The following is a 13178-nucleotide window of genomic DNA, read 5'->3' as shown; positions in this document are numbered from 1 at the left end:
GAGTTGTCAAGAGTGCGGGCGGGAACGATGCGGGCTCGCGACTATTCCGGCCATGCGGGTGCCCATAGGACGTGCTGGGTTCTCTGGGCGCGATGGAGATCGGTTGTCCGATGTGGACGCGGCGGGTTTGACCGGGTGTTCGATGGAACTTTGGTAGACCGGATCGCCTGGTTCGCCGAGTCGCACCGGTCGCTGGTGGCCTCCGGCCGAACCGGAGCTGAGGTGTCAGTGCGGAGCAGCCGATCTTCTATCCGGTGCTGAACGAGGACTACACGGTGAAGATCGCGCGATACCGGAATGCCCGGTGCGACGGGGCGGGTTGCGTGACCGCTTCCGCGTCGAAACGGCGTTCCTCGACCGGGAGCTGTGGGTTCCTCCCGGGGAACTGGGCGAGTTCAACACGCACCTGGTCGGGAAGATCGAGGTCGTGCATGAGTTCCGCTGACCGGCGGCTCGTGAGCGGCGGTGCCGGTGCTAGCCGGACTCAGCACTCGCGAGCCCGCCGGACAACCCGCGGAAACACCGCACCGCCAGCTCCACCGGCGCTGCCTTCTCCTCAGTACCAGCCCACATCTCCAGCGAGATCCGGATCGCGTCCGTCGCCGCGGCCGCGACCAAATGCACGGTCACCTGGTCCGTCTCCGGTGCCAACCGCGCCAGCACGGGGCGCAGGCGGGTCTCGGATTCGCCGTTCACCCGGTGCCATACGGCCGCAAGCGCCGAATCATCCCCGCTTGCGGCGCGCAGCAAGCCGCGCGTCCAGGCGAATTCCGGGGCGGCGTCCGCGGCGGAGATTGTTGTGCGGATCGCGTCCTCGACCGCCTTCAGCAGCGGCGTTCCTTCGGGCGTCGACGCGAGGTGTTCCCGCCACGAATCGGCGCCGACGACCAGCAGCGGTGCGACCGCGTCCTCTTTGGTGCGGAAGTAGCGGTAGAAGGTCCGCGGGGCGACGCCCGCCGCGGCGGCGATCGCTTCCGCGGTCGTCCCCTGTGCGCCATGCTCGGTGAACAGTCGCGCGGCGGCACGGGCGATGTCCAGTTGCGTCGCCGCTTTGCGCCGTTCGGTCAGGGTCGGGGTCTTTCCGCTCACCGCGGCAACGCTACCCGATTACTGCCAAGAGTGCATATTTTGTCAAAGTGGCACAGTCTGCCACCAAGGCGTAAGGTGACGGCAGAGGAAAGGAGCGGACCATGAACCGTTACGAAGGACGCCGCGTGCTGGTCACCGGAGCGGGCTCGGGCATCGGGCAGGCGACGGTCCTGCGGATGCTGGCCGAGGGCGGGCGGGTCGTCGCCGCTGACGTGAGCGAAGCGGGCCTGGCGGACACCGCCGAGAAGGCCGGCGACGCGGCGGACCGGCTGAGCACCGTGGTCGTGAACGTCGCCGACGAAGCTTCGGTGAAGGCCGGGGTCGCGTCGGCGGTCGAGCAGCTCGGCGGGCTGGACGCGCTCGTCAACGCCGCGGGCATCCTGCGGTCGGCGCACACGCACGAGATGCCGCTCGAGGCGTTCGAGCAGGTGCTGCGCGTGAACCTGGTCGGCACGTTCCTGGTGATCCGCGAGTCGATCCCGGCGCTGCGCGAGGGTTCCGCGCCCGCGGTGGTGAACTTCAGCTCGACGTCGGCGATGTTCGCGCACCCGTACATGGCGGCGTACTCGGCGAGCAAGGGCGGCATCCAGTCGATGACGCACGCGCTGGCGTCCGAATACGCGAAGGACGGTATCCGCTTCACCTCGGTGCAGCCCGGTTCGATCTCCTCGGGCATGACCGACGGCAGCGGCAAGAGCAAGCAGAGCGTCGGCCCCGGCTTCCCCGAGGACGCCGACTACACCCTGCTCACCAAGCTGCTTCCCGCGCTGGGCCAGGGTTTCGCCGGTCCGGAGACGGTCGCGTCGGTCGTCGCGATGCTCGCCAGCGAGGACGCCGCGTTCATCACCGGCACCGAGGTCCGCATCGACGGTGGCACGCACTTCTGATGCGCGATTCGTTCAAGAACTCGCGGGCGGCCGGGCCGTAGCTTCGCGGCATGACACAGTTCCCGACCGCCCGGTGCGGGGGGCCGCGACGATCCTCGTGCCCGGCCTGCATGATCGGCGCGCACACGGCGCGTGCGCTCGCGGACCTTGGACAGGACGTCCTGGTCACCGGCGCCGGCGGACGGACGTCCCGTCGTTCCTAGCGGGCCGGGTCGCGGTGGAAACGCTCAACGTGACCGACCGGGAAGCATCGCGGGGATAGCTGAGGCGTTGGCGGAGATCGCGGCGGGCGGGGAGACCGGGCCGTATCTGGATATTTCGCGGCTCCGGGAGGAAACGGGCGTCGCGCCGGAGTTCGACGTGCGGGCGGCGGTGGCGGATTGCGCGGCGTGGCGGAAGACGAACCCGCGTTGCGCACCGGCCACAGTGGACGGTCCGGGCGGTGGTGCGAGAATGGCCGGATGGCAGCGGAACAGGGCGTCGAATCCGAGACGGACCGGGTCGTCCGGCAGCTCCGGGACGAGATCCTGGACGGGGTGCGCGCACCGGGCAGCAAGCTCGTCGAACGGGACCTCGCCGCGGACCTGGGCGTGAGCCGGGTCCCGGTGCGGGACGCGCTGAAAACCCTGGTCGCCGAAGGACTGGTCACGCCGCGGCCCCGGACGTGGGCGGTGGTGCGGGAGTTCACCGCGAGCGACATCGCGGACCTGCAGGAAGTGCGCGCGGCACTGGAAGTCCTGACGTTCAAACTCGCGACGATCCGCCATTCGCGCGCCGGCCTGGAGCGGCTCCGCGCCGCGATGGACGAGGAAACGGCCGCTGCCGCTGCCGGCGACGCCGTCGCGGCCCACCGAGCGGCGGCCGACTTCCACGAGGCCGTGACGGCGATGGCGGGGAACGAGCTGCTCAACGAGCTGGAACTGACGCTCCGCAGCCGGATGCGGTGGCTGCTGGGGCAGCACGAGGACCTGGAACGGGTCGCGGGGGAGCACCGGGAGCTGTACGAGGCGATCGCGCGGCGGGACGTGGAGACCGTGGAAGCGCTGTTGATGGACCATATGGAGAGCGGGCGGCATCTGCGCGGGCTGGGGCGCGCGGAGGGCTGACCGGCCGAGCCGTGGCGGACAAGGGAAGCGGGATCGGCTCGGGCGCGGGGGAGCCGAGCGGCCGTCAGCCTGAATCCAAGGCGAGAGTGCGCGGCATCCTGTTTATGCCGTGCTCTGGGGGACGGTCGCGGAAAACGCGATCAAGCCGGGCGCGATTCAGCTCGGGTGCGAGATTTCGAGGTAATGCTTGCCCTTCATGGGAATGCATTCGACACCGTCGACCGTGGGGTCCGGCGGCAGGGCGCGCAGGGCGCGAACGCAGTCGTCCGGGGTCGCGTAAGGCCCTTGGTACTCGAGATGGCGGGCGAAGGCGGTGCCGCTCAGCAGCAGAGCGCCACCACTCGTGGCGACGCAGAAAGCAGCGGTGGCCACGAATTTCCGCATGGTCGATCCCTCCGGTTCCGGCGATCGTGCCGACCGCCTCTTCACCGTCGCTACCCTCGCCGGGTCGCGGCGAACCAGCCCTTGCCTGTTCGGCTAACCGGAATTGATCGAACGGGCATCGCGCGCACTCCCTTGCCGGAACGGCAACTTTCCGTTCCCTCCTGCCTGACGTGGTGCTCCCCGGCGATCCATCAGATCACTGCGCCGCCACCGCACTGTCGGCAAAACGGCTTGGAACAGGGCTGATCGAAGCCTCGGCGCTCGGGTGAAAGCGAGACCTCCTCCGCCGATCAGGTCTAGACATCCGATGGATGGCCGACTTAGGCTCCCCGCCGTCACCGTTCGGTCACGGATCCGACAGGAGGACCGCCGTGTCGATTCCCGCGAGCTTGGTGCTTGCCGCGGTGCTGGCGGCGGGGGGAACGGCTGCCGTGCCGGCCGCTGCCGCGGAAACAGCCGCTTGCCACGGACCGATCCGTCCGGCGGCGATCCAGACTGTGCAGTCGTGCGACGGCATGGACCGGATCCTCGCCAAAGCCGCCGCGACCGTGCCGCGCGCCGGGCAGGTCGCTTGGCAGCAGCGGCCGGTCACCGCGTTCACGCACTTCGGCATGAACACCTTCACCGACCGGGAATGGGGCTCCGGCGCGGAAAAGGAGTCGACGTTCGCGCCGGCGGCGGTCGACACCGACCAGTGGATGCGGTCGCTGAAGGCGGCCGGCGTGACGCAGGTGATGCTGACTGCGAAGCACCATGACGGGTTCGTCCTCTATCCGACGCGCTACACGAACCACTCCGTCGTCGCGAGCCCGTGGTGGGTCGCGCCCGGGTGCGCCGACGGCGCGGTGGCGAAGGCCCGCGCGGACGCGCAGAACAGCCGGGCGCAGGATCCGTCCGCCTACTGGCAGGTCCGCGCCGCCGGATGTGCGAATCCGCGAGGTGACATCCTGCGCGACTACGTCGATTCCGCCCGGAAAGCAGGGCTGAAAGTCGGGGTGTACCTCTCGCCTGCGGACGGTGCGGAACTGCCCGCGCAGTTCTTCGCGGACCAGGTGAAACGGGTCGAGGCGAAGGTCGCCGCCGGGCAGCCGTTGAGCATCGAGGAACAGGCGACCTACGAGGACCGCGCGAACACGCCTGCCGGTCAGGGGCGGTACGGCACTGGCAGCGCGGCGAAGGTCCGCACCATTCCGTCGCTGGTCCCGAACGACGACCGTGCCGCGGCGCTCGCGGCCGGGAAACTGCCGAAGTTCACTGTCACCGAGGACGATTACAACACCTACTACCTGAACCAGATCTACGAGCTGTTCACGCAGTACGGCCCCATCGACGAGCTCTGGCTGGACGGGGCGAACCCCTGGCGCGGCAACGGAATCAGCGAGAACTACGACTTCACGACCTGGTTCCGGATGATCCACGCCCTGTCGCCGGATACCGTCACGTTCGCCGGGCCGGCGGGCGTTCGCTGGGTCGGCAACGAGCAGGGCCAGGCCCGCGAGACGGAATGGAGCGCGCTGCCGACCACCGGCGATCCGAACACCGCGCACAACGAAGAGTTGTTCGTCGGCGGGGCGGAGGGCGCCGACCTCGGGTCGCGGCAGGTGCTCGCCGATCCGTCCGTGCGATATCTGGAATGGGCACCGGCCGAAGCTGATGTATCAATCCGGCCGGGCTGGTTCTATCACCCGGACGAACAGCCGAAGACGGCCGCGCAGCTCGTCGACCTTTACCGCGCGTCGGTGGGACGCAATGCCTCGCTGCTGCTGAACGTTCCGCCCGGCCCGGACGGCCGGATCGCTCCGGCGGATACCGCCGCGTTGGCCTCCTTCGGACAGGCCATCGCCAGGACGCAGGCCCAGAACCTCGCCGCCGGCGCGCGAGGGCTGAGCGCGGTCACGGATTCCTCGCTCGCGACGTCGTGGTCTCCGCCGCACGGCGCGCAAACCGGGACGATGGAGGTCGTGCTGCCGAAGGCGGTGACCTTCGACCAGATCCGGCTGGGGGAGGACATCACTCGCGGCCAGCACGTCGAAGGCGCGACCGTACAGGCCGAAGCGGACGGTTCCTGGCGCACGATCGCAACGGTCACCACCATCGGCGCCAACCGTCTCGTCACCCTCCCGTCGCCGATCACCGCGGGCCACCTGCGCGTGGTCGTCACGCAATCGCGAGCAACGCCGTACCTGGCTACCTTCGCGTTGTACCGCACTGTCCCCGCCGCTTGAAAGGAAGTCATGACTCTACGCCGCAGAGCTTGGCTCGCCGCTGTCGTCGCGACGAGTGCCCTCGCTGTCGTCCCGCCGGCTGACGCCAGCACTGGTTCGATACCAGTCGTTTCGCCGACGCCGCAACAGATCAACCGGGACGCCGACGACGTGTCGTTGCCGTCCTCGGTGGTGCTGGTCACGGACGGCACCACGGACGGACCGGCCAAGGATCTGCTGGTTTCCCTCTTGAAACAGCACGGAGTCAGGAAGATCAGCGCGGCACCGCAACGCGGGTTCGTCATCCGGCTCGCCACCAGCGGGGACGCGCCGACCCCGGCAGAAGGCTATTCGCTCGCCGTGCGGCGAGACGGCGTGACAATCAACGGCCGGGACGGCGCCGGACAATACTACGGCGTGCAGACATTGCGGCAGCTGTTCCTCCGAAGTGGACACGGCTGGGCGGTGAGCGGCGTCGCGGTGCGAGACTGGCCGAACATGGCGTTGCGCGGATCGATCGAGGGCTTCTACGGTCCGCCGTGGACGAACGACGACCGCGTGCGGCAGATCAAGTTCCTTGGCGAAACCAAGGCGAACACGTACATCTACAGCGCGAAAGACGACGCGTACTTGCGCGCACAGTGGCGGGATCCGTATCCGCAACAGGAGCTGGACGCGCTGGGCCAGCTTGTGCGCACGGCGAACGCTAACCACGTCGACTTCACCTACGCCTTGTCGCCCGGCGTCTCGATCTGCTTCTCGTCGCCGCAGGACGTCGCGGCGGTGAAAGCGAAATTCCAGGCGGTGTACGACCTCGGCGTGCGCTCGTTCTCGCTGCCGTTCGACGACATCTCGTACACCAAATGGAATTGCGCTGGCGACCAAATGGCGTTCGGCGCGCCCGGCCAGGCGGCCGCGGGCAAGGCGCAGGTTTCGTTGCTGAACGAGATCACCAAGGACTTCGTGAAGACCCACGACGGCGTCCGTCCGCTGCAGACTGTGCCGACGGAATACAGCGACCTCAAGGACTCACCGTACAAGACCCAGCTGCGAGAGAATCTCGATCCGTCCGTGGTCGTGCAGTGGACCGGTACCGCGGTGGTGCCGCCGAGCGTGACGAACGACGAAGCGCAGCAGGTGTCCACTGTGTACGGACGGAAAGTGTTCCTCTGGGACAACTACCCGGTCAACGATTACGAACAGTCGGCCGGACGGCTGCTGCTCGCACCGTACGCGCATCGCGAAGCAGGGCTGTCGAAGTATCTCAACGGGATCGTCTCGAATCCGATGAACCAGGAAGCGGCCAGCGAGGTCGCCGAGTTCGGGGTCGCCGATTTCTCCTGGAACGACGCGGGCTACTCGCCGGACCGGTCGTGGCCGCAGGCACTGGCCCGGCTCGCGGGCGGCGACCCGCGCGCGACGGCGGCGTTGAAGGTCTTCGCGGACCTCGAACACCTGGCACCCGTCTTCGGCCCCACGCCGTGGCAGCCCCAAGCGCCGGTGCTCGCGGCCCGGGTCGCCGATTTCTGGCAGCACTGGAACGCCGGTGACCACCGGGCTCTGGACAAACTGCGCTCCTATGCCGAACAGATCCGCAACGCTCCCGCGGTGATCCGGGGCGGGCAGGTGCAGAGCGCCTTCGTCAGCGAGGCAGGCCCGTGGCTGGACGCGACCGCGCTGTGGGGCGACGCGATGGTGACCCGGCTGGACGCGCTCGCCGCGGCGACCCGCCGCGACCACGCGACGGCGCAACGCCTGACGGCAGCCGCGGACGCGCTGGTCAAGCAGGCGGAAGCGGTGAAGACGGGCAACAGCAACCGGTGGGGCGTGCGGCAGGCACTGGTCGGCGACGGCGTGCTTGACGCGTTCCTCGTCCAGGTCCGCGCGGAGACGGTCGGATGAGCGGGGGAGAGATGAACGTGAGCAGGAGGAGTTTCCTCGGCGGAGCGGCCGCGGTCGCCGCGAGCACGGTGTTCGCCGGCCCGGCGGGCGCGGCCGGCCGCCGCGGGCTGAGCGTGTCCGGCGATCAGTTCTTGCTGGACGGCAAGCCGTTCCAGATCGTGTCCGGCGCGATCCACTACTTCCGGCTGCGCCCGGACCAGTGGCGCGACCGGCTGTCGCGGCTCAAGGCGCTGGGTCTCAACACCGTCGAAACCTACGTGGCCTGGAATTTCCACCAGTCGACCCCCGGCCGAGCCGATTTCCGCGGCCCCCGCGATCTCGCGGCGTTCATCCGGCTGGCGGGGGACCTCGGTTTCCAGGTGATCGTCCGCCCGAGCCCGTACATCTGCGCGGAATGGGAGTTCGGCGGCCTGCCCGCCTGGCTGCTCGCGGACCGGAACATGGAACTGCGCTGCGCCGATCCGGCTTACCTCAAGGCCGTCGACGCGTGGTACGACCAGCTGATCCCGCGGCTCGCCCCGCTCGAAGCACAGCACGGCGGGCCGATCGTGGCCATGCAGATCGAAAACGAATACGGCAGCTATGGCAACGACACCAGTTATCTCGCACATTTGCGGGACAGCCTGCGTTCCCGCGGAATAACCAGCCTTCTTTTCGTCGCCGACGGTGCTTCCGAATTCTTCATGCGCTTCGGTGAACTGCCGGGAACGCTGGAAGTCGGCACCGGCGACGGCGATCCCGCCCCGAGTATCGCCGCGCTGAAAGCTTTCCGTCCCGGGGCACCGGTCATGATGGCCGAATACTGGGACGGCTGGTTCGACCACTGGGGCGAGCCGCACCACACCACCGATCCGCAGCAAACCGCCGCGCACATCGACCAATTGCTGGCCACGGGTGCGTCCGTGAACCTGTACATGGCCTGCGGCGGCACCAACTACGGCTTCACTGCCGGCGCCAACACGTCCGGTGTGCAATACCAGCCCACCGTGACCAGCTACGACTACGATTCCCCGGTCGGCGAGGCTGGCGACGTCGGAGCGAAGTTCACCGCACTGCAGGCTGTGCTCACCAAGTACACGAAACAACCAGTCATCGCTCCGCCTGCTCGTTCGCCCCGCTTGCCCGCACAAACGGTCACTCCGTCCGGCACGGCGTCCCTTTTGGGCTCGCTGTCCGCACTGTCCACGGTGGTCAAATCGGCGCAACCGGTTTCCATGGAACGGCTGGGCCAGGCGGCCGGCCTGATCCACTACCGCACGATCGTGCAAGGCCCGCATTCCGGCCCGCTGAGCATTCACGGCCTGGCGGACCGCGCCCTGGTGTTCGTCGACGGGGTGCACCTGGGCGTCCTGGACCGCAACCACCCGGACGCGACGCTGGACCTGAAGCTGGAGAAGCCTCGGACGCGGCTGGACATCCTGGTCGACACCATGGGCCGGGTGAACTACGGCCCGTACCTGGCGGATCGCAAGGGCATCGACGGCTGGGTCGCGATGAGCACCCAGCAGAAACTGTTCGGCTGGGAGATCCGCCCCTTGCCGCTGGACGACCTGTCCCGGCTGAGGTTTTCGTCCGCCTCGCCGGGCCCCGGGCCGGCCTTCCACCGCGCGACCGTGGCGATCGCCGAGCCAGCGGACGGTTTCGTCGCCCTGCCCGGCTGGGAGAAGGGCGTGGTGTGGCTGAACGGCTTCAACCTCGGACGGTATTGGAAGATCGGGCCGCAGAAGACGCTGTACGCGCCGAAGTCGTTGTGGCGGAAGGGGCAGAACGAACTGGTGGTGCTCGAAATGCATCAACCGGGGACCGCGATCGAGATCCGTCCGGAGGCAGATCTGGGCTGAAACCGGCGAAGATATCCGGCGACTGAAGGGTCGCTTAGGCTCACCGGCCGCTGGTGCGACGGCGAAAGCATGCAGTCGTCCGAGCGCCCCTGCCCGGGCCGGTCGATCGGGGCCGGATTCCAGTGCTCGTGACCGGCGCCCGTCCCGGTCACTGGTCCCCGGCGAGGTTCTCGATCGCCCGTTTCCGGCTGTGGTCGAACACGATCGAACTGCGGAACTGCACGACCTCCTTGCGGCTGCTGAGATCCTCGACGAGGAACGTGTGCAGCCGGGCGACGTCCGGAACCGCGACGTGCAGCAGGAAGTCGTCTCCGCCGGCGAGGACGAAGACGGCCATCACCTCCGGCATGGCGAGGGCGTCGCGGCGGAACCGGTCGATGATCGGCTGGCTGAGCGGGCGGATCTGGGCGAACACCATGGCCTGCACCGACCTGCCCAGCGCGGGCAGGTCGACCTCGGCGTGGAACCCGGTCAGCACCTGGCGGGCCTGCAGCCTGCCGATCCGGTCGGAACAGGTCGACGCCGCGACGCCGACGCGGTCGGCCAGGTCGCGCATCGGGATGCGGGCGTCCTGCTGGAGTTCGTGGACGATGAGGCTGTCGATCCGATCCAGGTTCGGAAATTCGGGCATCTGCCGAACATATCACTGTCTTCGGCCCGGAGAGCGCGTTCCCGGAGGCAAGCTGAAGCCTGTGAACCGAACAGAGAGTTTCGCTGGCGAAGAGCTGCAGGTCGTCCGCGGCGCCCGGTCGGGGGTCCCGATCGCCGTCGCGATCCACTCGACGGCGCGGGGTCCGGCGATCGGCGGGTGCCGGATCAAGCCGTATCCGTCGTGGCGGGACGGGATGGACGACGCGCTGCGGTTGTCGGCGGCGATGACGATGAAGTGCGCGCTGGCCGGACTTCCTTACGGCGGCGGCAAAACCGTGGCGGCGCTGCCCGCGGAGGGGCTGGACCCGGTGCGACGGCCCGATGTGGTCGCCGACATCGCCGAGGCGATCGCCGCGCTGGGCGGGCGGTACCGCACGGGCCCGGACATCGGCTCCACGTCCGAGGACATGGCGGAGATCCACCGTCGTGCGCACGGCTGGGCGTTCTGCCGTCCCGAGGCACAAGGCGGCAGTGGAACATCGAGCGCGGCGACCGCGCGGGGCGTAGTGGCCGCACTGCGGGCCGGTGTCGCGCCGGGTTCGGTCGCGGGGCTGCGCGTCGGCGTGATCGGATTCGGAAGCGTCGGGCGGCTTGTCTGCCAGTCGCTGCTCGAGCGCGGCGCGAAGGTTGTCGTGACGGACGTCGACCCCGGGCTCCGGCCGGTCGCGGAGCGGCTCGGCGCCATCTGGACGACGGAAGATCTGGTGCGCGAGCCGCTGGATGTGCTCGTGCCCGCCGCGACGGGCGGAGTGCTGACGGCCGAGTCGGCGGCGGCTTGCGGTGCCTCGCTGATCGTGGGACCGGCGAACAACCAGCTCGCTGCCGAGGAGGTCGCGACGGTGTTGCGGGACCGGGGAATCACGTGGATTCCGGATGTCGTCGCGAGCGCCGGCGGGATCATCCACGCGGTGGGCCGCGAAGAACTCGGGATGGACGAGAGGGCGGCGAACGCGAAGATCGACGCGATCGGCGATACGGTCCGTGCGGTGCTGTCGCGCGCTCGGGAACGGGGGCTGACGACAGTGCGGGCCGCGCGGGAACTCGCGGCTCTCGCCTGAAGGAAAACGCAAGCCAGGGCTCCGGGTCCCGGCCCGGAGCCCTGGCCTCCTTTCCCGTTTTTCGCGGGTCAGTACCAATGCGCGCGGCCGCCGATGCGGCGTCCGGTCCCGCCGAGCACCGCCAGGATCGCGCCGATCACCACCAGGGCGATCCCGATGCTCCACAAAATATGGATCGAGGTGATGAACCCGATCACGAGCAGAATGACGCCGAGAACAATCACGGGGAGAACCTCGTCTTTCTTCTCTCGGTGGGGACTAAGGCGTGCTTTCTCCGGAATACCCTCACTCGGTCGAGTGAAACATGGCTTCGGGAGGGAATTCCGCGGCGCGCATTCTCGCGCGCTGTGAATATGTCACCGCATTGGTCGGTTCGAAGGCAGGAATTCAGGCAAACGGCGTAAGGCAGCGCGGCGGCGGCAACCCCCGCCGGGAAACCGGACGAAGGGGACTGATGCCCGCCCGCCTGCGTCGGCGCGGCAGGACAGGCATCATGGGGTGGTGGCCGGATGCCCCGACCGCGTGCTTCCTTCTGTCCGGCCAGGGCAGGGACGACCGACGACGGGACCGTGACGATGGACGAGCCGACCGACCCCACCCCCGACCCGGTGCCCGACTTCCGCGTCGTGCGGGAGGACCGGCCCCCGGCCGCGGTGCTGAGAGTGCACGGCGAGGTCGACATGGTCACCGCGCCGCTGCTGACCGCGGCGGTCGACGAGGTGCTCGCCGGTGCTCCGGCCGTGCTGGTGCTGGACCTCGCCGCGGTGGAATTCCTGGCTTCGGCCGGGCTGACCGCGCTGGTGACCCTGACCCAGCATCCGACGTCCGGAGCGAGCCTGCGGATCGTCGCCTCCGGACGGGCGACCGTGCGGCCCATCCAGCTCACCGGACTGGAGCGGACGTTGCCGCTGTACCCGACGGTCGAGGCGGCGCTGGCGGCTTCCTGACCTCGGGGGTCTGTTCCGGACGGACGGCACGGGTGAACCCGGCCCGGGCCGGGTAACCGGGCGGCGGAAGGAGTTCCGGGGCGGCCGCAGCGCTGGCGCCGCGAGAAGAACGCCTGTCGAACGGGGAGAACATGCGCATCGGCTACACCTTGATGACCGAACAGACCGGACCGCGCGAGCTCGTCAGCTGCGCGACTGCCGCGGAGCAGGCCGGATTCGACTTCGCGGCCTGCAGCGACCACTATTCGCCGTGGCTGGCCGAACAGGGCCACGCGCCGTACGCGTGGAGCGTGCTCGGCGCGGTGGCCCAGGCGACCGAGCAGATCGAACTCATGACGCTCGTGACCTGCCCGACGATGCGGTACCACCCCGTGGTGGTCGCGCAGAAGGCCTCGACGGTGCAGCTGCTGTCCGACGGCCGGTTCACCCTCGGGCTCGGGGCGGGGGAGAACCTGAACGAGCACGTCGTCGGCAGGGGCTGGCCGTCGGTGTCGGTACGGCACGACCGGCTCGCCGAGGCCGTCCAGATCATCGGCGGCCTGTTCGACGGCGGCACGTTCACCTACACCGGACAGCACTACCGCGCCGACGGGGCGAAGCTGTGGGACCTCTCGCCGACCCGGGTGCCGATCGCGATCGCGGTGTCCGGCCCGAAATCGGTGAAACGGTTCGCGCCGGTGGCCGACGCGATGGTCGCGGTCGAACCGAAATCGGAGCTGTGCACGCAATGGGACCACGAGCGGGTCGGGCCGCCGACGCGCAAGATCGGCCAGCTGCCGGTCAGCTGGGACCCGGACCGCGGGGCGGCGATCCGGCGGGCGCACGAGCAGTTCCGGTGGTTCGGCTCGGGCTGGCCGGTGAACGCCGAGCTATCGGGAACGCAGGCGTTCGACGCGGCGACGCAGTACGTGCGCGAGGACGATGTGGCCGTGGGGATTCCGTGCGGTCCGGACGCGGGACCCATTGTGGACGCGGCGAAGCAGTTCGCGCAGGCTGGATTCACCGATCTGGCGCTGGTGCAGATCGGGGGCGCGGAGCACCAGCCGGAGTTCGTGAAATTCGCGCAGCAGGAGCTGCTGCCCGCGTTGCGCTGAGCTTCCGCTGTCCTC

At 69.0% G+C, this 13178-nt stretch carries 13 protein-coding genes; 9 read left to right on the top strand and 4 right to left on the bottom strand.

The window, feature by feature from the left end; all coding sequences use genetic code 11:
• The first annotated feature begins 304 nt into the window (after positions 1-304).
• Entirely contained in the window at positions 305-445 is a 141-nt protein-coding gene (locus H5411_RS05680; RefSeq protein WP_246368782.1) for a hypothetical protein, read from the top strand.
• 29 nt (positions 446-474) lie between these two features.
• On the opposite strand, the gene H5411_RS05675 is transcribed toward H5411_RS05680, so the two are convergent.
• Positions 475-1089, bottom strand: coding sequence for a TetR/AcrR family transcriptional regulator (locus H5411_RS05675; protein WP_183123159.1), 615 nt, complete (start codon positions 1087-1089; stop codon positions 475-477).
• Positions 1090-1190: 101 nt separating this feature from the next.
• On the opposite strand from H5411_RS05675, the gene H5411_RS05670 reads away from it, so the two are divergent.
• Both H5411_RS05670 and H5411_RS05665 read left to right on the top strand, forming a co-directional pair.
• Entirely contained in the window at positions 1191-1976 is a 786-nt protein-coding gene (locus H5411_RS05670; protein WP_101439688.1) for an SDR family NAD(P)-dependent oxidoreductase, read from the top strand.
• 461 nt (positions 1977-2437) lie between these two features.
• A complete protein-coding gene (locus tag H5411_RS05665) occupies positions 2438-3082 on the top strand; it encodes a GntR family transcriptional regulator (protein ID WP_101441298.1) in 645 nt (214 codons plus the stop codon).
• A gap of 156 nt (positions 3083-3238) precedes the next feature.
• Here H5411_RS05665 and H5411_RS05660 read toward each other — a convergent pair whose 3' ends face one another.
• Complete coding sequence (locus H5411_RS05660) at positions 3239-3466, bottom strand: hypothetical protein (RefSeq protein WP_101439690.1); 228 nt, start codon at positions 3464-3466, stop codon at positions 3239-3241.
• Positions 3467-3837: 371 nt separating this feature from the next.
• Here H5411_RS05660 and H5411_RS05655 point away from each other — a divergent pair, with 371 nt between their 5' ends.
• The 3 genes from H5411_RS05655 to H5411_RS05645 are packed head-to-tail and all read left to right on the top strand — an operon-like array spanning position 3838 to position 9413.
• Positions 3838-5691 carry an alpha-L-fucosidase gene (locus H5411_RS05655; protein ID WP_208637535.1) on the top strand — a complete coding sequence of 618 codons (1854 nt, stop codon included), beginning with the start codon at positions 3838-3840 and terminating at the stop codon, positions 5689-5691.
• 9 nt (positions 5692-5700) lie between these two features.
• Positions 5701-7572, top strand: a complete 1872-nt coding sequence (locus H5411_RS05650) for a beta-N-acetylglucosaminidase domain-containing protein (RefSeq protein WP_183123158.1) — start codon at positions 5701-5703, stop codon at positions 7570-7572.
• An 11-nt stretch (positions 7573-7583) separates the two neighbouring features.
• The gene (locus tag H5411_RS05645; protein WP_183123177.1) at positions 7584-9413 is read left to right on the top strand and encodes a beta-galactosidase; all 1830 of its coding nucleotides are present in this window, start codon (positions 7584-7586) and stop codon (positions 9411-9413) included.
• Between the two features lie 148 nt (positions 9414-9561).
• Here H5411_RS05645 and H5411_RS05640 read toward each other — a convergent pair whose 3' ends face one another.
• Positions 9562-10044, bottom strand: coding sequence for an Lrp/AsnC family transcriptional regulator (locus tag H5411_RS05640; RefSeq protein ID WP_183123157.1), 483 nt, complete (start codon positions 10042-10044; stop codon positions 9562-9564).
• 61 nt (positions 10045-10105) lie between these two features.
• Here H5411_RS05640 and H5411_RS05635 point away from each other — a divergent pair, with 61 nt between their 5' ends.
• Positions 10106-11122 (top strand): Glu/Leu/Phe/Val dehydrogenase dimerization domain-containing protein, encoded by a 1017-nt coding sequence (locus tag H5411_RS05635; protein ID WP_312877703.1) that lies wholly within the window; start codon positions 10106-10108, stop codon positions 11120-11122.
• A gap of 68 nt (positions 11123-11190) precedes the next feature.
• On the opposite strand, the gene H5411_RS05630 is transcribed toward H5411_RS05635, so the two are convergent.
• Entirely contained in the window at positions 11191-11346 is a 156-nt protein-coding gene (locus H5411_RS05630; protein WP_183123155.1) for a hypothetical protein, read from the bottom strand.
• Between the two features lie 351 nt (positions 11347-11697).
• Between H5411_RS05630 and H5411_RS05625 the strand changes: the two genes are divergently transcribed.
• Both H5411_RS05625 and H5411_RS05620 read left to right on the top strand, forming a co-directional pair.
• The gene (locus H5411_RS05625; protein ID WP_183123154.1) at positions 11698-12069 is read left to right on the top strand and encodes an STAS domain-containing protein; all 372 of its coding nucleotides are present in this window, start codon (positions 11698-11700) and stop codon (positions 12067-12069) included.
• A gap of 131 nt (positions 12070-12200) precedes the next feature.
• Positions 12201-13163 (top strand): TIGR03557 family F420-dependent LLM class oxidoreductase, encoded by a 963-nt coding sequence (locus H5411_RS05620; protein WP_183123153.1) that lies wholly within the window; start codon positions 12201-12203, stop codon positions 13161-13163.
• Positions 13164-13178 lie beyond the last annotated feature (15 nt).

Source organism: Amycolatopsis echigonensis, from assembly GCF_014174495.1.
GTDB lineage: Bacteria > Actinomycetota > Actinomycetes > Mycobacteriales > Pseudonocardiaceae > Amycolatopsis > Amycolatopsis echigonensis.
The sequence above is the reverse complement of the archived record's forward strand: the minus strand, read 5'-3'. Positions and strand labels throughout refer to the sequence as shown.

Excerpts from the sequence above, each read along its gene's own strand:
- H5411_RS05670 (WP_101439688.1), top strand. The coding sequence starts at position 1,191 with ATGAACCGTTACGAAGGACGCCGCGTGCTGGTCACCGGAGCGGGCTCG.
- H5411_RS05665 (WP_101441298.1), top strand. The coding sequence starts at position 2,438 with ATGGCAGCGGAACAGGGCGTCGAATCCGAGACGGACCGGGTCGTCCGG.
- H5411_RS05660 (WP_101439690.1), bottom strand. The coding sequence starts at position 3,466 with ATGCGGAAATTCGTGGCCACCGCTGCTTTCTGCGTCGCCACGAGTGGT.
- H5411_RS05650 (WP_183123158.1), top strand. The coding sequence starts at position 5,701 with ATGACTCTACGCCGCAGAGCTTGGCTCGCCGCTGTCGTCGCGACGAGT.
- H5411_RS05645 (WP_183123177.1), top strand. The coding sequence starts at position 7,584 with ATGAACGTGAGCAGGAGGAGTTTCCTCGGCGGAGCGGCCGCGGTCGCC.
- H5411_RS05640 (WP_183123157.1), bottom strand. The coding sequence starts at position 10,044 with ATGCCCGAATTTCCGAACCTGGATCGGATCGACAGCCTCATCGTCCAC.
- H5411_RS05625 (WP_183123154.1), top strand. The coding sequence starts at position 11,698 with ATGGACGAGCCGACCGACCCCACCCCCGACCCGGTGCCCGACTTCCGC.
- H5411_RS05620 (WP_183123153.1), top strand. The coding sequence starts at position 12,201 with ATGCGCATCGGCTACACCTTGATGACCGAACAGACCGGACCGCGCGAG.